This window comes from uncultured Ellagibacter sp. (assembly GCF_934636505.1).
Taxonomy (GTDB): Bacteria; Actinomycetota; Coriobacteriia; order Coriobacteriales; family Eggerthellaceae; genus Ellagibacter.
Window position 1 is genome coordinate 1 of the sequence record NZ_CAKUAL010000046.1, and the last position, 16,319, is coordinate 16,319.

20 protein-coding genes and 1 pseudogene are annotated in these 16,319 nt (G+C 63.4%); 10 read left to right on the forward strand and 11 right to left on the reverse strand.

All coding sequences use genetic code 11. The annotated features are described in order from the left end of the window. On the reverse strand, positions 1 to 1,161 hold a 1,161-nt coding region (gene hcp, locus Q0G18_RS06400; RefSeq protein WP_297150943.1), incomplete at its 3' end, for a hydroxylamine reductase. A 161-nt stretch (positions 1,162 to 1,322) separates the two neighbouring features. Here hcp and Q0G18_RS06405 point away from each other — a divergent pair. The 5 genes from Q0G18_RS06405 to Q0G18_RS06425 all read left to right on the forward strand — a co-directional run bounded on the left by Q0G18_RS06405 (position 1,323) and on the right by Q0G18_RS06425 (position 4,656). Beyond that, entirely contained in the window at positions 1,323 to 1,907 is a 585-nt protein-coding gene (locus tag Q0G18_RS06405; RefSeq protein WP_297150989.1) for a Crp/Fnr family transcriptional regulator, read from the forward strand. A 168-nt stretch (positions 1,908 to 2,075) separates the two neighbouring features. Further along, positions 2,076 to 2,762, forward strand: a complete 687-nt coding sequence (locus tag Q0G18_RS06410) for a hypothetical protein (RefSeq protein WP_297150944.1) — start codon at positions 2,076 to 2,078, stop codon at positions 2,760 to 2,762. A gap of 257 nt (positions 2,763 to 3,019) precedes the next feature. After that, on the forward strand, positions 3,020 to 3,691 hold the full coding sequence (locus Q0G18_RS06415; protein ID WP_297150947.1) for a DUF3800 domain-containing protein: 672 nt from the start codon (positions 3,020 to 3,022) through the stop codon (positions 3,689 to 3,691). 60 nt (positions 3,692 to 3,751) lie between these two features. After that, positions 3,752 to 4,048 (forward strand): hypothetical protein, encoded by a 297-nt coding sequence (locus Q0G18_RS06420; protein WP_366769157.1) that lies wholly within the window; start codon positions 3,752 to 3,754, stop codon positions 4,046 to 4,048. Positions 4,049 to 4,059: 11 nt separating this feature from the next. After that, entirely contained in the window at positions 4,060 to 4,656 is a 597-nt protein-coding gene (locus tag Q0G18_RS06425; protein WP_297150950.1) for a class I SAM-dependent methyltransferase, read from the forward strand. Positions 4,657 to 5,067: 411 nt separating this feature from the next. Here Q0G18_RS06425 and Q0G18_RS06430 read toward each other — a convergent pair whose 3' ends face one another. Continuing rightward, entirely contained in the window at positions 5,068 to 5,328 is a 261-nt protein-coding gene (locus tag Q0G18_RS06430; RefSeq protein WP_297150953.1) for a hypothetical protein, read from the reverse strand. Positions 5,329 to 5,518: 190 nt separating this feature from the next. Between Q0G18_RS06430 and istA the strand changes: the two genes are divergently transcribed. Further along, positions 5,519 to 6,526 (forward strand): IS21 family transposase, encoded by a 1,008-nt coding sequence (istA, locus tag Q0G18_RS06435; protein ID WP_297150956.1) that lies wholly within the window; start codon positions 5,519 to 5,521, stop codon positions 6,524 to 6,526. A gap of 242 nt (positions 6,527 to 6,768) precedes the next feature. Here the strand turns inward: istA and Q0G18_RS06440 are convergent. The 3 genes and pseudogenes from Q0G18_RS06440 to Q0G18_RS06450 form a co-directional block, all read right to left on the reverse strand. After that, a pseudogene (locus Q0G18_RS06440) lies at positions 6,769 to 7,550 on the reverse strand (AAA family ATPase). A 13-nt stretch (positions 7,551 to 7,563) separates the two neighbouring features. Further along, the gene (locus tag Q0G18_RS06445; protein WP_297150959.1) at positions 7,564 to 8,844 is read right to left on the reverse strand and encodes a DDE-type integrase/transposase/recombinase; all 1,281 of its coding nucleotides are present in this window, start codon (positions 8,842 to 8,844) and stop codon (positions 7,564 to 7,566) included. A 90-nt stretch (positions 8,845 to 8,934) separates the two neighbouring features. Further along, complete coding sequence (locus Q0G18_RS06450) at positions 8,935 to 9,453, reverse strand: DUF6431 domain-containing protein (protein WP_297150962.1); 519 nt, start codon at positions 9,451 to 9,453, stop codon at positions 8,935 to 8,937. 242 nt (positions 9,454 to 9,695) lie between these two features. On the opposite strand from Q0G18_RS06450, the gene Q0G18_RS06455 reads away from it, so the two are divergent. From Q0G18_RS06455 to Q0G18_RS06465, 3 genes are read left to right on the forward strand one after another with little or no spacing between them, the layout of a single operon-like run. Then, the gene (locus Q0G18_RS06455; RefSeq protein ID WP_297150965.1) at positions 9,696 to 9,902 is read left to right on the forward strand and encodes a hypothetical protein; all 207 of its coding nucleotides are present in this window, start codon (positions 9,696 to 9,698) and stop codon (positions 9,900 to 9,902) included. Beyond that, positions 9,895 to 10,674, forward strand: a complete 780-nt coding sequence (gene istB / locus Q0G18_RS06460) for an IS21-like element helper ATPase IstB (protein ID WP_297150968.1) — start codon at positions 9,895 to 9,897, stop codon at positions 10,672 to 10,674. The genes Q0G18_RS06455 and istB overlap by 8 nt, the downstream gene beginning before the upstream one ends. Continuing rightward, positions 10,675 to 10,890, forward strand: coding sequence for a hypothetical protein (locus Q0G18_RS06465; RefSeq protein WP_297150970.1), 216 nt, complete (start codon positions 10,675 to 10,677; stop codon positions 10,888 to 10,890). On the opposite strand, the gene Q0G18_RS06470 is transcribed toward Q0G18_RS06465, so the two are convergent. Genes Q0G18_RS06470 through Q0G18_RS06490 form a run of 5 tightly spaced genes read right to left on the reverse strand, consistent with a single transcriptional unit; the run spans position 10,859 to position 13,983 of the window. After that, entirely contained in the window at positions 10,859 to 11,713 is an 855-nt protein-coding gene (locus tag Q0G18_RS06470) for a nucleotidyl transferase AbiEii/AbiGii toxin family protein (RefSeq protein ID WP_297150973.1), read from the reverse strand. The two genes, Q0G18_RS06465 and Q0G18_RS06470, sit on opposite strands and share 32 nt — an antisense overlap. Further along, the gene (locus tag Q0G18_RS06475; protein ID WP_366769160.1) at positions 11,697 to 12,329 is read right to left on the reverse strand and encodes a DUF6088 family protein; all 633 of its coding nucleotides are present in this window, start codon (positions 12,327 to 12,329) and stop codon (positions 11,697 to 11,699) included. Before Q0G18_RS06475 ends, Q0G18_RS06470 begins: the two co-directional genes overlap by 17 nt. Further along, on the reverse strand, positions 12,326 to 12,706 hold the full coding sequence (locus Q0G18_RS06480; protein WP_297150976.1) for a hypothetical protein: 381 nt from the start codon (positions 12,704 to 12,706) through the stop codon (positions 12,326 to 12,328). Before Q0G18_RS06480 ends, Q0G18_RS06475 begins: the two co-directional genes overlap by 4 nt. A gap of 1 nt (position 12,707) precedes the next feature. Beyond that, positions 12,708 to 13,781 carry a site-specific integrase gene (locus Q0G18_RS06485; RefSeq protein WP_297150979.1) on the reverse strand — a complete coding sequence of 358 codons (1,074 nt, stop codon included), beginning with the start codon at positions 13,779 to 13,781 and terminating at the stop codon, positions 12,708 to 12,710. Further along, positions 13,768 to 13,983: a hypothetical protein gene (locus Q0G18_RS06490; protein WP_297150981.1), complete on the reverse strand. Its 216-nt coding sequence runs from the start codon at positions 13,981 to 13,983 to the stop codon at positions 13,768 to 13,770. Before Q0G18_RS06490 ends, Q0G18_RS06485 begins: the two co-directional genes overlap by 14 nt. Before the next feature lie 140 nt (positions 13,984 to 14,123). Between Q0G18_RS06490 and Q0G18_RS06495 the strand changes: the two genes are divergently transcribed. Beyond that, positions 14,124 to 14,537 (forward strand): helix-turn-helix transcriptional regulator, encoded by a 414-nt coding sequence (locus Q0G18_RS06495; protein ID WP_297150984.1) that lies wholly within the window; start codon positions 14,124 to 14,126, stop codon positions 14,535 to 14,537. A gap of 215 nt (positions 14,538 to 14,752) precedes the next feature. Here Q0G18_RS06495 and Q0G18_RS06500 read toward each other — a convergent pair whose 3' ends face one another. Then, positions 14,753 to 15,652, reverse strand: a complete 900-nt coding sequence (locus tag Q0G18_RS06500) for a hypothetical protein (protein WP_297150986.1) — start codon at positions 15,650 to 15,652, stop codon at positions 14,753 to 14,755. Positions 15,653 to 16,319: the final 667 nt, after the last annotated feature.

The following is a 16,319-nucleotide window of genomic DNA, read 5'->3' on the forward strand; positions in this document are numbered from 1 at the left end:
GCGCTCCTTGCGCATGCCGTCGCAGCCCGCCAGCAGGATGAAGCGCTTGATGTCGCCGGACTTGACCGCATCGATGACGGCGGGAGCGACGCTCATCACGGTGTCGTAGCCGAATCCGGTGGTGACACTGGTGCCGCCGTTGATGCCGGCAAAGGTTCGATCGACATCCCAACCGCCCAGCTTAAGCGCCTTGTCGATAAGCGCCGAGAAGTCCTTGGCCCCGTCTTCGCCCGCCTCGACGACATGCGCGCCCGGGAAGCTCACGGGACCGGTGGTGAACACGCGGTCGGCATACGACTCGTCTGGCTTCACCAAGCAGTTGGTCGTCCACAGGATAGGAGCGGGAAGGTCTTTGAACTCCTTGCGCTGGTTGTGCCATGCGGTACCATAGTTGCCTTTCAGATGCGGATACTTGCGCAGCTCGGGATAAGCGTTCGCGGGGAGCATCTCGCCGTGGGTGTACACGTTCACGCCGCGGCCTTCGGTCTGCTCCAGAAGCTGCTTGAGGTCGTGCAGGTCGTGGCCGGTGACCACGATGAAGGGTCCCGCCTCGACCTTGAGCTCAACCGTCGCAGGCTCGGGTTTACCGTAGGCGGAGACGTTCGCTTCCTCCAAAGCGGCCATGGCGGCCAAGTTGACCTCGCCGCACTTGAGAACCAAAGGCAGCAGCTCGTCCATGCCCAGATCGGAGCCGACGGCCCTCATGCCCTCGTAGAGAAACGCCGTCACAACAGGGTCCGACTTCCCCAGCGCCTGCGCGTGATAGGCGTACGCCGCCACGCCGCGCATGCCGAAGAGCAGCAGGCTCTTCAGGCTGCGGATATCCTCCTGCGCGTCCCACAGCAAGCCCATGTCGTACGAGCTAAATTCGCCCAGGGAAATAGCCTTCGCACGAACGCGACGCTCAAGAGCGGCAATAGCCTTAGGGTCGAAGCTGACGTTGCTCACGCAGGCGAACATGCCCTCCAGCATAAGCCCGTCGGATTCGGTATCCCCCTTTCCGCCGCTCTCGGCTCTGGCCAAGGCGACCAATGTCCCGGTCAAATCATCTTGCAGCCGAGCCACATCGGCAGTCTTGCCGCACACGCCGGCAGCTCCGGTGCAGGCGGTGCATCCCGCCGTCTGCTCGCACTGGAAGCAAAACATGTTCTCGTCAGTCATTTCGCGCTCCTCTACTCGGGGGTGTGTTTTCGAAGCAATTACATTATACTGTGGTATCACATACATTTCTGTTGTAGAACCTACAGGTGAAACCAATGCTTGATATCCCTATTTCTTCTTCGATGCTATTCGCCGGCATAACCCAAGACGAAGCGAAGCTGATGCTGCCTTGCCTTGGGGCGACCAGAAGGGTTTTCAGCCGGGAGGAGCGGATCATGCGTGCCGGCCAGCCCACCGAATACCTCGGCGTCGTCCTGTCCGGGCGCGTACGGATTGAGGTCTCGGATGCCTGGGGCGAGACGACGATCTTGGAGATGCTGGGGCCCGGCTCGCTTTTCGCGCACGGCTACGCCTGCAGCATGGAGCCCCTCGACATCGATGTGCTGGCGGATACGGCATGCGAGGTGGTGCTGCTCAAAGCCGAGCGCATCATCCATTCCTGCCCTAAGCAGTGCGGCTGCCACGCGCACATATCCTCGAACCTCATGCGCGCCTTGGCGCTAAGCAACCTGGACATGAACCACCGCGCCATAGCCATGACTCCCAAGACCATACGGGGCAAGATCCTCGCCTTCCTATCGCAGCAGCAGAAGAAGGCCGGCACCCGCGCCTTCACCATCCCCTACAGCCAAACCAAGCTGGCAAGCTACCTCAGCGTCGACCGCAGCGCGTTGTCGAACGAGCTCTCGAAGCTGCGCAAGGAAGGCGTCATTGACTATGAAGGCCGCACATACCGGCTGTTGTAGCGCACGACAGCTTCCTGCCATGTTGTGGCCAAATCAGATGACCTTCCGCATATCCAAGATTTGTCTTAGCCCCTAGCCAGTTATAACCAGCATCAGAGGGATAGATCGTGGCCTGAAGCGGTTCCAGCTGGCTCTATTGCTTATCTCTGAACAACAAGTTGAGTTTCGATGGGGCTGCGGGTGGTGAGTAGAAGGGATGCGTTCTCCCCCAAGGGCGGCGCATTCGGATGGGGCTTCAGGAAGAATTCCTTTGTAGAGGACGATTCGCACCGCGACATCGTCTTCGCAGATGGTTGCTCGTACTCCATTGCGCCGCAGATTGCCCATGGAGAAGAAGATATGCACGGAATTGCCCGAGGCCACTTCGTATCGACTCCATTGGAGTACGCGTTCGACCACGAGGTCAGTTCGCTGTCGTATGTCATTTGGCGATTGTTTCGGCAGCATCGCTTCGGTTTCGCCGCCAGCATCCTCGCTTGGTCAACTTGGTCGAGACGGAGCGGACTCGCCACCATTGGCGGCACAGTGCGGTACTCAAAAGTGCAGTTCAAAGCCCTATCGGCTTACTTCCACTCGATGGCGTCGGTTCTGCTGCCCCGTCACCCCAGTTGCACTCAATCTTCGGCATCGGCGCGCAACGCGTGCCGCCGCGTGACGCGACGTCGCGTCTCATCGGCTTCGGGGACAGAAGCTGGGACAGCTTCAAAAACTCACCTTAAGCTCAGGGCGTTGAGTTTTCGTTTTGTCCCAAAGGGCACTGCGGATGGTCTTTGCGGACTCGATAGCGCCGAAAACGCCCGTTTCGAAACTCAAGTGCTTTTTCGCGTGCAAGCCGCCAGCTACAATCATAAGTGAATAAGTGCGGGCGGCTTTTGCATCGTTTGCAAAAGCCCAGGTCGCAGGTCTGCGCAATCAGCAGGCGAAGTGAGTAGTCTCGGGTGGCTTGCCCATGAGTTGACGAACGGGATTTGAGATTACGTTGACGTCCGGAAACGTTTCGAGTTTCCTTGAATTTCCGCGCGGCCCATGATATAAGGTAATTGGTTTTCCGTAAGGAAGGCTTCCAAGTGCCGGGGACGTTTTCCCCGGCTTTTTTCTTATCTAGGAGAGCAATGCGGGAACTCAGCATCTTCGTCGACGAGTCGGGAAGCGACGGCCTCTCCGACCGCTACTATCTGCTCACCGTCGTCATGCACGACCAATCCGACAGCATCGCGAACTCGATTGAGGCATACGAGGACGCCCTCCGCGCCAAGGGGCTCCCGGACATACCCTTCCACGCGTCGCCGCTCATGAACGGCAAGGACCTGTACTCCGGGCTCGACCCGAGGACGCGCAAGATGATGCTCGGCTCATTCCGAGTCTTCTTCCGCCACATGCCCGTGAAGCACCATACCTTCGCATACGCGACCAAGCAGTTCGCCTCGCTCGACAAGCTCGCGGGGGCGATGCGAAGGGACCTCGTGAACTTCCTGTTCGACAACCTCGCGCAGCTGCAGGCCTACGACGCGGTCAAAGTCTACTACGACAACGGCCAGCACTCCATCGCGGAATCGCTTCACCGCGCGATCGAGTACTCGCTGTCGAAGGACGTGGTAGTCTACCGATCCGCTCAGCCCTCCGAGTACCGCCTGTCGCAGGCGGCGGACTACATCTGCACTATGGAGCTCACGGCGATCAAGTACGCCGAGCGCACCGCCACCGCGACGGACGAGAAGTTCTTCGGCAAGTGGTCCGATTTCAAGAAGGGCATACTGAAGGAGACGCGCAAGAAGCTCGTCTAATTCGCCAAGCCGGGCCTCTGCGACGTCGACCATTTCTTCCCGCACGCCCTGTCGTCCCAGGTGCCCGGTGTCAACTGGGACGGCGTGTGGAACCTGGTGCTGGCGTGCCCCGACTGCAACCGCGGCGAGGGCGGCAAGTTCGCCCGCATCCCGGCACCCGGATATCTACTCCGGCTCAACCGGCGCAACGAGTACCTCATCGGCAGCCACCACCCCCTGCGCGAGACGCTCATCGCCCAGACCGGGGAGACACCGCAGCTGCGCTGGAAATACCTGAAGAAGGTTGATAGAATTGCAACGGACCATTTACCAGGCGAACGTTGGAAGACGAAGGAGCGCGAAGCGCCCGCGTTCTAGGAAGGAAGAGCATGACCGCCACGGAGGAGACCATCGGCTACTACGATGGCAACGCGAATAAGTTCATAGCGGACACGGCGAACATCGAGTTCGGCGCTTTGCAGAAGACGTTTGCGGACATGCTGCCCGAGCGCGGCCGCATCCTGGACTTGGGCTGCGGCAGCGGACGCGACTCCCTGGCTTTCCTCAAGGCGGGTTTCGCGGTCGACGCGGTCGACGGCAGCGCCGAGATGGTCAAGGCCGCAAGCGAGCTCACCGGCTTGAGGGTGGAGCACGCGACGTTCGCCGATTTCGAGCCCAAAGGCGGATACGACGGGATCTGGGCCTGCAGCAGCCTGCTTCACGTGCCTGCTGCAGAACTGCCCGCCATCGTCGCCAAATACGCCGCCGCGCTCAAGCCGGGCGGCCGCTTCTACTTCAGCTTCAAGATCGGTAACCACGACGGCATGCGCAACGGCCGCTGGTTCACCGACATGACCGAGGCGTCCTTCCGCCGCCTCATCGACGACGTCGAGGACCTGACCGTCGACCGCATCGGCGTCACGTCCGACGTGCGCCCCGGCCGCTCAGACGAGAAGTGGCTGAACGCATGGTGTATGAGGATATAGAAGGGCCGTACCGAGAGAAGAGCGGGATACGAAGTTGACTTTCCCCATCAGCGCGATCTTTTACTGCGCTTCGCCAACACCTCCCGTATCCACCTGCCTCCCGGCCTGGCTGTTTGCTCCTTATTTCACCTTCCCATTTTACGTTTGATTATTGCGCCGCGACATCCCGAAGAGGTCGTCACTGGAGTTCTTCTCGCGCGTTGCGCGCTTTCCCGATGGCGGGGCCTCGCCGAGCCCGTTGAATATCTCCATGACCAGGGCGAGCTGTTAAGTCTTTTATGCCGAGGGGCAAGAGCCTGTTCTCAACGCCGCCCGTCGAAAAGGAACGCTCCGCTCTCGGCGGGGAAGCCGTCGCGTTGCCCGCTCCGCCTCTTCGATTCCGGCAGGCGCCCGGAATCGGGGCGCCCTTGATCAGCTTAGCCCGTTGATGGTCTCCTCGAGCTCCACCATGTAGGCGACTATCTCATCGATGCTCGGGTAGCTGCCGAACAGCATCGGCCTCATCGAGGCGTAATCGGCCGCCAACTCGTCGAGCCTGCCCTTTGGAGGGGCGAGCCTGAGCGTGCCGGGCCTCGCGTCGGCCAACCTGGCCCACGGCGTGCGGTAGAACTTCTCCTTGAACCTGACGACCTGTTCGAGGAGGCCGGGCTGCGCGACGGCGCGGCCGAGCACGAACGAGTGGCCAAGGTGTTAATGCCAATATAGTTTTCGCCAGTTGCGCCAACCAAGCGTGACAGTTGCGCCAATGCAATTGCGCCAGTTGCGCCAACGTACTTTCGACAATCCTCATAGGAATATGCTCTCCCTCGTCCGGCACCGTGCCGGCAAGAAGGGAGCAGCGAGATTGAGAGAGAGGAACGTTATGGGCGAGCTGAACACATGCAGGCAGCTTGGGCTGAAGCCCAACTTCAGCGACATAGGGCGCCGTCACGGCATCCACCGGCACACCGTCGCGCGGTACTGGAGCGAGGGCGGCGACGTCGAGGACGGCCGGTGCGACCGCACCAGCGGGTTCGACCCCTACGGCGACCTGATCGCCGAGAGGGCGGCGCTGCCGGGGGCCACGAAGAAGGCGGTGCACGAGTACATCCTCCACAGGTGCGGGGACGGCCTCCCCGGGTACAACGCCTTCACCCACTACTGCCGCAAGCACGACATCGCCTTCGACGCCGCCGTCCAGGCGGAGCCCCACCCCCGCTTCGAGACCCCGCCGGGCAGGCAGCTCCAGTTCGACTGGAAGGAGGGCCTGCGCATGGTCAGCAGGCACGGCGAGGCATTCGGGTTCAGCGTGTTCTCCGCGACCCTCGGGTACTCGCGCCTGCACAGGTTCGTCTACTCGAGGACCAGGACCGCCGACGACCTGCTGGCCTGCTGGCTGGCGACCATCTCCTCCCTCGGCGGCGTCGCCGAGGAGTGGGTCACCGACAACATGTCGTCCCTCGTCACGTTCGGCGGCGGCCGGCGCGTCAAGAGCGAGAGGGCGCTCAGGTTCGCCAGGGAGGCCGGCTTCGAGCTGGTGCTCTGCAAGCCCGGCACGCCGCAGACCAAGGGCAAGGACGAGAGCGCCAACCGCTTCCTCAACCGCCTTGCGGTCTACGACGGGGACTTCGAGGACGAGGCGGAGCTGATCTCGATAATCGCCCACATAGAGGCCAGGTCCAACGAGGCGCCCAACGACACCACGGGCCTGCCCCCGGCGCGGCTGTTCATGAGGGAGAAGGAGTACCTGAGGCCCGTCGGCAACCTGGGGCTGCTGGAGCAGATGGTCGGCAACGCCAGCGTGCAGACCGTGCCCTCGACGATGCTGGTCAGGGCCGCGGGCAGGCAGTGGTCGGTGCCGCGCAGGTGCATCGGGAAGAGAGCCTGTTGAACGTCACTTTCTGAGCAGCACCCCCATGCGCATTATTTAAGTTGACAAAGTGCGGGGGCGGCATCGGGCCGCCCCCCTCGGGCTCCGTCAGCTCGGCTCCTCCTCGTCCTCCAGCCAAGGCGGCGGCCACCCCGGGAGGTCCTCCGGGTCGGCCGTGCACTCCGCGCAGCCCATCGCCTCGCACAGGGTGTCGAGGTCCCACGCGTCGCGGTCGCGCTGGGGCAGGTCCCAGACCGGACAGCTCACGACAGCACCAGCTCCTCCGCCGCCGAGCGCACCATCTCCGCGTCGATGGCCCGCGCCTGCTGCTGGGCGCCGATGGTCAGCGCGTTCACCACGATGGAGTTCAGGCGGCGCACCGACCCGCCGCAGCAGCCGTGGGCGCACGCGAGCGCGGCGTCGTCGAAGATGTCGGGGTCCGCGCCGGCGAGCAGCAGGCGGTCGCGCACGTAGTCGCGGGCCTGCGCGGCCGTCAGCGCCTCCATGCGGTAGCTGACCACGAGGCGCTGGCGCAGCGACTCGTAGGGCTGGCGCGCGAGCGTCTGCGCGAGGTGCGGGTGGCCGACGAGCACCAGCGAGAACATGTCGCGAGAGTCCATGTCGAAGTTGGCGAGCATCTGCAGGTCCTTCAGTATCGCGCCCGACAGGTACTGCGCCTCGTCGAGCACGACGGTGACGCGCATGCGCTTCTCGTCGACCAGGCTCCTGATGCGGGCCTGGATGTCGGCGAACATGTCGGCCTTTTGTACCCGGGCTCCAGCCCGAGCCCCCGGCACAGCATGCGGTAGAACTCCATGTTGGTGACCGCCGACATGCAGATGTAGACCACCTTGGCCGTGTTGGGGTTGGCCCTGGCCGCCCAGGTGCGCACCGCTATCGTCTTGCCCGCGCCGGGCTCGGCGGTGACCAGCCCCATCCCGCCGATGCGCGAGAGGTGCTCCAGGCGCGCGTGCACCTGGCGCATGCCCTCGGTCTGGAAGGCCGACGAGGCGGGGACCTCCTTGGTGAAGGGGTTGGAGGCCATGTTGTAGAACTGCCTAAACAACGCCCTCGCCCCCCTCCGCGGAGTAGTCGACCGCGTAGGCCGGCTTGACGCGCCCGGCGTCGGCGTTGGCGGCCTTGTCGGTGGGCGCCAGGCGGCGTCGCGAGCCGCCCGGCATGACCGCCCACACGTCGTCCGGGCGCCCGGGCGTGAAGCGCAGCTCGAGCTTCTCGCCTATCATGCCCATCGGCGCGTCGTAGAGCACGTGGTCGACGCGCACCGTGGCGTCGTTGGACACCTTGCGGGTGACGCGGTTGCGGAACGCGTCGTCGAGCGCCGGCTCGCCGCCCTCCACGAAGCGGATGCGGTCGGCCTCCTCGGCGAAGGCGTCGACGGGGGCCTTCTTGGTGGAGGAGTGCTGGGTGGAGTTGTATCTGGCGACCCACTTGGCGAGCTCGGCGTTGAGCTCGGGCAGGCCGGCGGAGGCGCGCTCGGGCAGGTTGGACAGGAAGCGCATGCGCACCGTGCGGTTGAGGCGCTCGATCTTGCCCTTGGCGGCGCCGTCGCGCGGGGCGGCGTGGCACAAGACGATGCCGAGGCCGCCGCAGATCAGCGACAGCTGCTCGTTGCTGTAGGGGCCGCCGTTGTCGACGAGCAGCTTCTCGGGCACGCCGTGCGAGGCGACCGCGTCGCGCAGCGTGCCCTGGAAGGTCGCGGCGTTGTCGCGCGCCACGAAGCGCGCCGCCACGACCTTGCGGCTCTTGTCGTCGATCACCGCCTGCAGGTAGGCCCTCTGCGGCGGGGCGCCGACGTAGGGCCCGTAGAGCGTGTCGGCCTGCCAGATGCCGTTGACGCGGGCCGACTCGAAGGCCCTGCGGTCCTTGCCGCCGCCCGGCGCCGACCCGGCCCCGGCGGGCGCCGGGTTGTTCTTGAACCAGCGCTGCAGCGTCGCCACCGACATCTCGCCCGCGGCGACGTAGCCCTCCTCGACGAGCATGTCGTAGAGCGCGGCCGCGCCCATCTTGGGGCGCTCGCCCCGGATGCGCTGGATGTCCGCGCCCAGGTCGGCGTCTATGCGCCTGCTGGTCCCCAGGTCGCTGCGGGCGCTGGGCATGAGGGCGGAGAACCCGCCCTCGCGGTAGCGGCGCAGCCAGCTGCCCAGCGTCGAGGCCTTGACCCGGGCGAGCGAGCCGTCGGGCCGCTCGACGGGCTCGGCGGCGATCCTCCTGAAGTACGCCGCCTGGCTCGCGTCGGGGTACGTGCCGTTCACGACGGGGGCTATCAGGCCGAGCTTGAACTCGGCCTCCGCCACCCTCTCCTTGTCCTTCCTGTCCACGGTCCGGACCCGCCTTCCTCTCGTGCGCGCTGCCGTGCGCGCTGTGCCTGAGAGGGTACGCGGCGCAGCCGGCGCGGTCGATCCGCCGGGTTATGTTGGGAGGGTCGCAGCCAGGGGGACCCGGCGCCGCGCATTCGCGAATCTGCGGTTCTCGGCGAGCGCCGTGCCGTGCGCCTCGGCGTGCATGCGGCGTATCCCGCCGACCCCGGCGGCCTCTATCGGGGCCGCGAGCTCGCCCCTGGCGGCGCCGCGCGACAGCAGCGAGCACAGCCTGGCCCTGGTGCGCGCGAGGACCCTGCGGCGCGTGGTCTCGGGCATGCGCAGCCTCGACCTCACCGCGCTCGCCGGGGTGCCGACCGACCACTCGTAGACGACCGCGACGCAGACCGCGTCGCAGTGGAGCCTGTAGGGCACGACGCCCGGCGGCAGGAGCGCGTGCGTCGCCCCGCAGCTGCGGCACATCGCCCTCCTGACCCTGATGCGCTCCTCGCCGCGCTCGGTGGCAAGCGAGCGCGAGTAGCTTCCGTGGCTGGCGAAGTTGCCGCGGCAGCCGCAAGACGGGCAGGCCCGCCCCGAGAGCTTGCCGTCGGGCTCGACGTTGCGTAGCATTGCAGGCACCTCCCTGGCGCATGCGCGCCATCGGGGTCGGGAGGGCTGCGCACGGGTCTTGCTTACCAGGCTCTCGTCCCGGCGCCGCCCTCGGTTCCAGGTTGCGGCGCAAGCATAGCCCATGGGTCTCCCGCTGCACATTCGCGAATGCGAATGAGCGCCTCGCATTACTTAATTCGCATGGAATAAGACAGATCTGTTGTCATTAAAATGCAGTTCTACAGAGAGCCAAGGTGGTGGCCATGCCGGGCGGGCAGGTCAGGGTGACCGTCGCCGGCGAGCTCGTCGCCGTCCACGACGCCTCCCAGGGCCGCTCCAAGCTGAACTACGACGAGGCCCACTACATGGAGGCCATAGGCGGCAAGGCGCGCTTCGCGGACGGCGACATCAGGGAGGCCGCCAGGGAGAACCTCGCCCTCCTGGACGGGCTGGGTGGTCTGGATGGGTAGCGTCCCCGTGGAGGCGAGCCCCTACCTGAGGGCCCAGGACAACCTCGCCACGCTGAGGCTCGACCAGATGGCGGCGTCCCTGCCGGACTACGTGAGGCTGGTCGGCGAGGGCGAGGTCGACTTCGTGTCGGCCATGGCGGAGATGACGGCCGCGGAGGTGCTGGCCAGGGAGAGGAGGCTGCTCGCGCAGAGGGTGAGGTCGTCGGGCTTCCCGTACGTCAAGACGCTCGCGGACTTCGACTGGGCGTTCCAGCCGTCCGTGCCCAGGGCGAAGGTCGAGGAGCTGGCGACGCTGCGCTTCGTCGACCGCGCGGAGAACGTCCTGCTCGTCGGCAGCCCGGGCGTCGGGAAGACCCACATCGCGATAGCGCTGGGGATAGAGGCGGTCCGCGCCGGGCGCGAGGTGAGGTTCATAGACTGCGCGAGGCTCGTCGACGACCTGAAGGACGCGCAGGCGCGCGGGATCCTCAAGAAGAGGCTCAAGTACTACGCGCACTCTAAGCTGCTGATCATAGACGAGCTGGGCTACCTCGGCATCGACGAGGGCGGCTCCGACCTGCTGTTCCAGCTCATAAGCACGCGCTACGAGCAGAGGTCGACGATCATCACCTCGAACGTCGGCATCGGCGGGTGGGCCAAGGTGTTCGGCGACGAGGTGGCGGCGAGCGCCATAGCCGACAGGGTCTGCCACCACTGCGTGATGGTGAAGATCACGGGCAGGTCGTACAGGCTCAAGGACATACCGGCCGACGGAAAGAGAAGAGAGGGCTAGATGGACACGATATACGGATTCATACCGCTGCCGGAGGAGGGAACGGAGGCCTACGAGCTGCTCGACTTGACGGAGGAGTGCAACGCGACGCACTGCCGCGGCGACGCCGGCGACCCGTACGAGGCGGCGGACCTGTACGGCGGCATGGGCTGGTGCCCCGGTTACTGCGCCAGGTACAAGTACCTCACCCTGCCGCAGATCCCCGAGCGCGAGTAGCCGGGGTGTCGAAAATACGTTGGTGCGAACGGCGCGCCTCGTTGGCGCGCCTGGCACAAAAAATTGGTGAAAATGGCGAAAAATACGTTGACGCTAACACAAGGCGGTACATGTCGTAGTAATGGCGGGAGTAGCGCCTGGGCATGGCCTTGCCCTCGGGCCTGTTGGCCTCCTGGTGCAGGATGGTGGCCTTCTCCCAGAACGTGCGCTCGGGACTCGCGGTGCGCACCGTGGTCGACAGCTCGAGCCCGAACGGAACCACGTCCGCCGCGTACGGGGTTATCGCCGCCTCCTCGGAGGGCGACCATGCCGCCATGGGCCCTATCTCCAGCTTGATGGTGTCGAGCGTGCCCGCCGACTCGTAGGAGCGCGGGTAGTCGAAGTACACGGTCTCCCCCTCGGCCCCGCGCCTAACGGACGCTTCGGTGCCGAGGGACTCGGAGAGCGTGGCCCTGAGCTTCGGGGCGAAGGCGTCGGCCAGGAAGGCGTTCGTGCGCTCGATGCTGTCCGTCTTGAACCGTTCCTGAGCCGAGTTGCTGCGCGGCTCCCACGGCTCGTTCTCGCCGTAGCCCAGGAGTCGCCAATCGGGTATGAGGTCGATGTCCTCCGAGAAGCGCTCGATGAGCCCGAAGGCCTTCGACAGGCTCGTGCCGCCCTTGAACACCATGGACTCGGCGAAGCCGCTTCTGTGGAAAAGGTGGTCCAAGGTGTAGCACACCCAGAAGTCCTTCTCGACGACGGCCGGCGCAAGCGCCATCCTCTGCGCGGCGGCCTCGAAGACCAGCCTGCGCTCGCCGGTCGAGGCCCTAGCGATCCTGTCCATGCTTCGCCCCCCATATCTTCTTCGCGGCGTCGGCAACCCAGGAGGTGAGCCCCGCCGACTCTTCCAGGAACGCGCCGACCTGCTCTTCCGTGAGGTTGCGCGCGAGCGTTCCGATTTCCTCGTCGCCGACGTTCTCGCGTCCGAGCGCCTTGAGGGCCTGCACGATGGTGCAGGTGACCTGCGAGCAGTCGAGCAGGTCGCGGTTGGCGCGGTGCCGGAGCTCGATATCGTACGGCCCGTACTCGTAGCGCTTGTACGGACCGCTGCTGACGTAGACGAGCTTTGCGGGCACCTGCGTGTCGAGGCCCAGCGCATTGAGCGCCGCGTCGCCGGACGGTGCGACGATCCACTTGTTGGCACGGGCGACGGCGCGCACGACCTCGTCGGCGCTGGCCGGCACCTCGGTGCCCATGAGCGCGCTGCACTCCGGCACGTAGTAGACGCCGCGGATGGCGCGGGCGATCCCTCCCTTTGCATGCAAGCGCCCGAGCGCGTTGGCGGCATTGCGTCGGCCTGCGACGTCGGAGAAGTCGGCGGCTGTGAAGGCCCTGCCGGCGCCGGCACGCGCGCGTGCGCCCGGAAGCGGTTGCGCCTCCCAATCGCGGCCCTGGATCAGCGCCGCGACATCCCGAAGAGGTCGTCACTCGGGTTCTTCTCGCGCGCTGAGCGCTTTCCCGATGGCGGGGCCTCGCCGAGCCCGTTGAATATCTCCATGACCAGGGCGAGCTGTTTCTGAAGGTTGTCTTCGAGCTCGTCGGCGTCGCACACGGCGAGGAGCCGCTCCGCCAGTCCCTTCATGGTGTCGCGCAGCGCCCGCTGCGCCCGCGACGACGGCCTCACGGTTACCTCGGTCCCGGTCAGCCTCGCCATGATGTAGTCCTGCCTGCTCATGCCGCTCCAGGCGGCCATGTCGGCGATCAGCTCGTACTCCTCGGGGGTGCAGCGGAACGCCATCGTCTTGCTGCGCTTGCGGGCGCTGTTCTCGCACGGCATCCTATTCGCCCCTCAGCTCGGAGAGCGCGTCGGCGATCTGCGCGCGCTTGGCGGGGAAAAGGTGCGCGTAGCGGTATGTGATGTCGATGGCCTCGTGCCCCACGCGCTCGGCGATGTCGAGCGCGGAGAAGCCCATGTTGATGAGCAGGCTCACGTGGCTGTGGCGAAGGCCGTGGATGCGTATCCGCTTGACGCCCGACGCCTTGCAGCCGCGGTCCATCTCGTGCACGAGGAAGTGCTTCGTGAAGCCGAAGAGCCGCTCGTCGGGCGCCACGTCGTCGCGCATCTCGATGAACTCCGCCATCTCGTCGCGGAGGAATTCGGGCATCTTGATCGTGCGCACCGACTTGCGCGTCTTCGGCTTCGTGACCACGTCCTCGCCGCGCAGCCGCTGGTAGGACTTGTCTATGCGGAGCTCCGAGGTCTCCATCAGGAAGTCCGAGGGCGTGAGGGCCATGAGCTCTCCGCAGCGTATGCCCATCCAGTAGAGCACCTCGAACGCGTAGAAGGCGAGCGGCTTGTCGGAGATAGCGTCGGAGAAGCGGAGGTGCTCGTCCTTGGTCCAGAACTGCATCTCGCCGGCCTCCTTGCTGCCCATCTTGTCCACCTTGTGGACGGGGTTCTTCTCCAGGTTGTAGTAGCGCTCGGCGTGGTTGAAGATGGCGTTGAGCTGGTTGTTGATGATCCTCAGGTAAGTGGGCTTGAAGCCGTCTCCGTCCGCCCTTGTGGACCCCGTGAGGGAGTTCTGCCACCTGACGATGTCGACGGGCCGAATGTCGCACATGCGCATGTCGCCGAAGAACGGGATGAGCTTGCTCTGGATGATGTTCTCCTTGGTGAGCCAGGTGTGCTCGCGGACCCTCGGCCTCACCTCCGCCTCGTAGACCTTGCAGAAGTCGGCGAAGGTCATGTCCATGGCGTCGTCCTTGAGGGCCTTGAAGTTCTTCTCCCACAGGAGCGCCTCGAGCTCGGTCTGGAAGCCCTTCTTCGTCTTGTGCCGCTTGGCCCCGCGCGCGTCGCGGTAGTAGAACTGCACGTAGAAGAGGCCCGTCTTCTTGTCCTTATAGGCTGGCATCGTCCACCTCCGGGAAGTAGCGGGCATCGAACAGGTCGCTGCGGACGCGCCCGCGGATCACCACGCGCCCGAGGGCCTCCTGCTCCCTGTTCATCTGGCGGATGACCTCGTAGGCGCTGCCTTTCTTGATCTTCAGGCGCTCCGCCACCTCGTCGGCGGTGAGCATGCTCGGCCTCGGCGTCCTCGCAACCGGCTGTTCCATCTTGGACCTCCTGTCAATTCGTACATATCCGTACGCCTATAATCCCGAGAATAATCGTACGTATCTGTACTGTCAATAGAATTGCGTACAAACTCGTACGCTGATAGAATGGTCGCCGACGAAATCAAACAGGAGGGCACATGGCGACAGGCGACAACATTCGGCGGTATCGCAAGGCGAAGGGCTTTACGCAGGCCCAGCTCGCCGATGCCGTGGGGCTCACCGAGGGCGCGATCAGGCACTACGAGAGCGGCATCCGCGCGGTTAAGCCCGAGCTGCTGGAGAAGATCGCGAAGGCGCTCGGGGTCTCCGAGGGCGCGCTCAAGGACTACGGCGTCGAGACGTCGCAAGACCTCATGGCACTGCTGCTGCAGCTGGAGGGGGGCTACGGCCTCGTGCCCAGCGAGGACGGCATGGCCCTGGCGGTCGACCCCAAGGCGCCGCACGCCCCAAAGCTCGCGCGCTCGATCAAGTCCTGGGCGGAAAAGCGCGCAGATTTAGAGCGCGGCGAACTCGATAAGGACGCTTACGCCGATTGGAAGGCCTCTTTCTGACATTCCCAAGGTCAAATTGAATCAAAAAAGTCGAACAGCCTCTGAAGATTTAGAGGCTGTTCGACTTTTTTGATTTACGAATATGGCCGTTTTGGAAGTTCGTTTAAGGAACGGCTGCTCAATAACCCTTCTAGCGCAAAAAACACCGAAGGTTACACGTCGAGTCTGCTATGCGGCTGATTCTCGAAATAAGTTTTGCGTCGGTACAGCACGACCTACTGCGCATTCAAAAAACAGTAGGAACTTCCAACAATGGCTCTAAATTCGGACGCATTAACGTCGGTGACATACGGAATCGCAACACGTTTTGTCGAACCAATAGCGGGTATCTCGTAGTAGCCGCCCGTGGCAATTTCGTAGCCAGGGTATTCGTAGGAAAAGCTCGGTGAGGTCAAGTCGATTCCATCGGCGCTTTGAAGCATTGCCATGGAGCTGATATCGAGCCAATTGTCCATGGAGCTTTGTTTGGGTTCAACGGACTCATTCGTGAGTGTGCAGAGTAGATAACTGTAATTCTGATTTGCCGTATAGCCGTCGAACTGGCGGGCGCGTTCGGTAGACGCCTGGTCGACGACAAATCCCTCGAGTGCGATCTGTACATTTCCGCTGTCGGTTATGACGGTTTCCTTTTGACCGATGGTAAGCATGGGGCTGGCGGGTTTCTTCACGCTATCAAGAACTCTAGGATCATCGAACTTTAAGCCGTATTTCTCGGTGAGCTCGGAAACGATGTCAGCGACTTTAGCTCGTCCGGCAACGTATCCGTCGTTGTAGGCTGCAGCGTTATTGGGGTAGTCAACCAACCCCTGCTCCTGCATAGAAACCGCCTCTTGGTATTCGGAAACAAGTTTCGCAAAGTCTCTGTCTTCAAAGGCGTCCGCATCGATGTCCTTCAGCGCGTCAGCTTCTGCCTTAACGCCTCTCAGAAGATTCTCTCCACGCTCGGCAGGGCCGGAAAAGCCGGCTGTAGACTCCTCGTTCCAGGTGGTAACTCCGCTTTGAACAGCGTCAAGAAATGCCTCTTGGCGAGCTTTCTCTTCGCTGTTGCTGCAGCCGATGAGGCAAATTGAAAGTGCGAGCATGCAGACAGCCGCAAGAAGAAGTTTCTTCTTCATAGATGATCCCCTCAAAACAACGATTTAGTTCAACATCTGAATAGTATTACTAGCTCCGTTGATTAGATAAGTGAAAGCCGGCTAATGGCTTATTTCGTTATTCGCTTGGACGCAATGCCGAGGGTAAGGACGTTTACGCCGATTGGAAGGCCTCTTTCTGAAATCTTCCCAGGTAAATTGACGTTTCCTTGTGAACAGCATCCGATTTTCCGGGGGGCTGTTCCATTATTCCCGTATGAAATTGGCGACGCAGAAGCCCCGTTCGAGGAATAATTGCGTGCCAAAATACAGCAGGATACAAGGCGTTATTCGGCGACATTCGGGGTTGCCGAAACTGCGGAAACCGATTTTCGCGTTTCTTTATTCCCGTTTGTTGACCTGGGCAAATGCAATTGAAAAGTGCTTGAATCCGCCTCGCAGTTTCAACTTAGTTTCGGCCGCGCGAAATCGCCCCTCGGGGGACCCGAATTGTGAATTATTCCCGCAGGGCCCCATTATTCCCGTACCGCCGAGTACTCCGCCGTACCGCCCAGTAGGGGCATACGGGAATAATTGTGACGTTTTCCCAGGTAGGAATGCAAAAAGAAAGCCTCCGAACCAGAGGGTTCGGAGGCCGTTATTCCCGTTATTTCGCTGGTGGCTTTGCCCTGCGGCGATGCCGAAACAG

Coding starts and splice junctions, on each gene's coding strand:
- Q0G18_RS06405 (WP_297150989.1), top strand. CDS start 1,323: ATGCTGCCTTGCCTTGGGGCGACCAGAAGGGTTTTCAGCCGGGAGGAG.
- Q0G18_RS06410 (WP_297150944.1), top strand. CDS start 2,076: ATGGGGCTGCGGGTGGTGAGTAGAAGGGATGCGTTCTCCCCCAAGGGC.
- Q0G18_RS06415 (WP_297150947.1), top strand. CDS start 3,020: ATGCGGGAACTCAGCATCTTCGTCGACGAGTCGGGAAGCGACGGCCTC.
- Q0G18_RS06425 (WP_297150950.1), top strand. CDS start 4,060: ATGACCGCCACGGAGGAGACCATCGGCTACTACGATGGCAACGCGAAT.
- istA (WP_297150956.1), top strand. CDS start 5,519: ATGGGCGAGCTGAACACATGCAGGCAGCTTGGGCTGAAGCCCAACTTC.
- Q0G18_RS06450 (WP_297150962.1), bottom strand. CDS start 9,453: ATGCTACGCAACGTCGAGCCCGACGGCAAGCTCTCGGGGCGGGCCTGC.
- Q0G18_RS06455 (WP_297150965.1), top strand. CDS start 9,696: ATGCCGGGCGGGCAGGTCAGGGTGACCGTCGCCGGCGAGCTCGTCGCC.
- istB (WP_297150968.1), top strand. CDS start 9,895: ATGGGTAGCGTCCCCGTGGAGGCGAGCCCCTACCTGAGGGCCCAGGAC.
- Q0G18_RS06465 (WP_297150970.1), top strand. CDS start 10,675: ATGGACACGATATACGGATTCATACCGCTGCCGGAGGAGGGAACGGAG.
- Q0G18_RS06470 (WP_297150973.1), bottom strand. CDS start 11,713: ATGGACAGGATCGCTAGGGCCTCGACCGGCGAGCGCAGGCTGGTCTTC.
- Q0G18_RS06480 (WP_297150976.1), bottom strand. CDS start 12,706: ATGCCGTGCGAGAACAGCGCCCGCAAGCGCAGCAAGACGATGGCGTTC.
- Q0G18_RS06485 (WP_297150979.1), bottom strand. CDS start 13,781: ATGCCAGCCTATAAGGACAAGAAGACGGGCCTCTTCTACGTGCAGTTC.
- Q0G18_RS06490 (WP_297150981.1), bottom strand. CDS start 13,983: ATGGAACAGCCGGTTGCGAGGACGCCGAGGCCGAGCATGCTCACCGCC.
- Q0G18_RS06495 (WP_297150984.1), top strand. CDS start 14,124: ATGGCGACAGGCGACAACATTCGGCGGTATCGCAAGGCGAAGGGCTTT.
- Q0G18_RS06500 (WP_297150986.1), bottom strand. CDS start 15,652: ATGAAGAAGAAACTTCTTCTTGCGGCTGTCTGCATGCTCGCACTTTCA.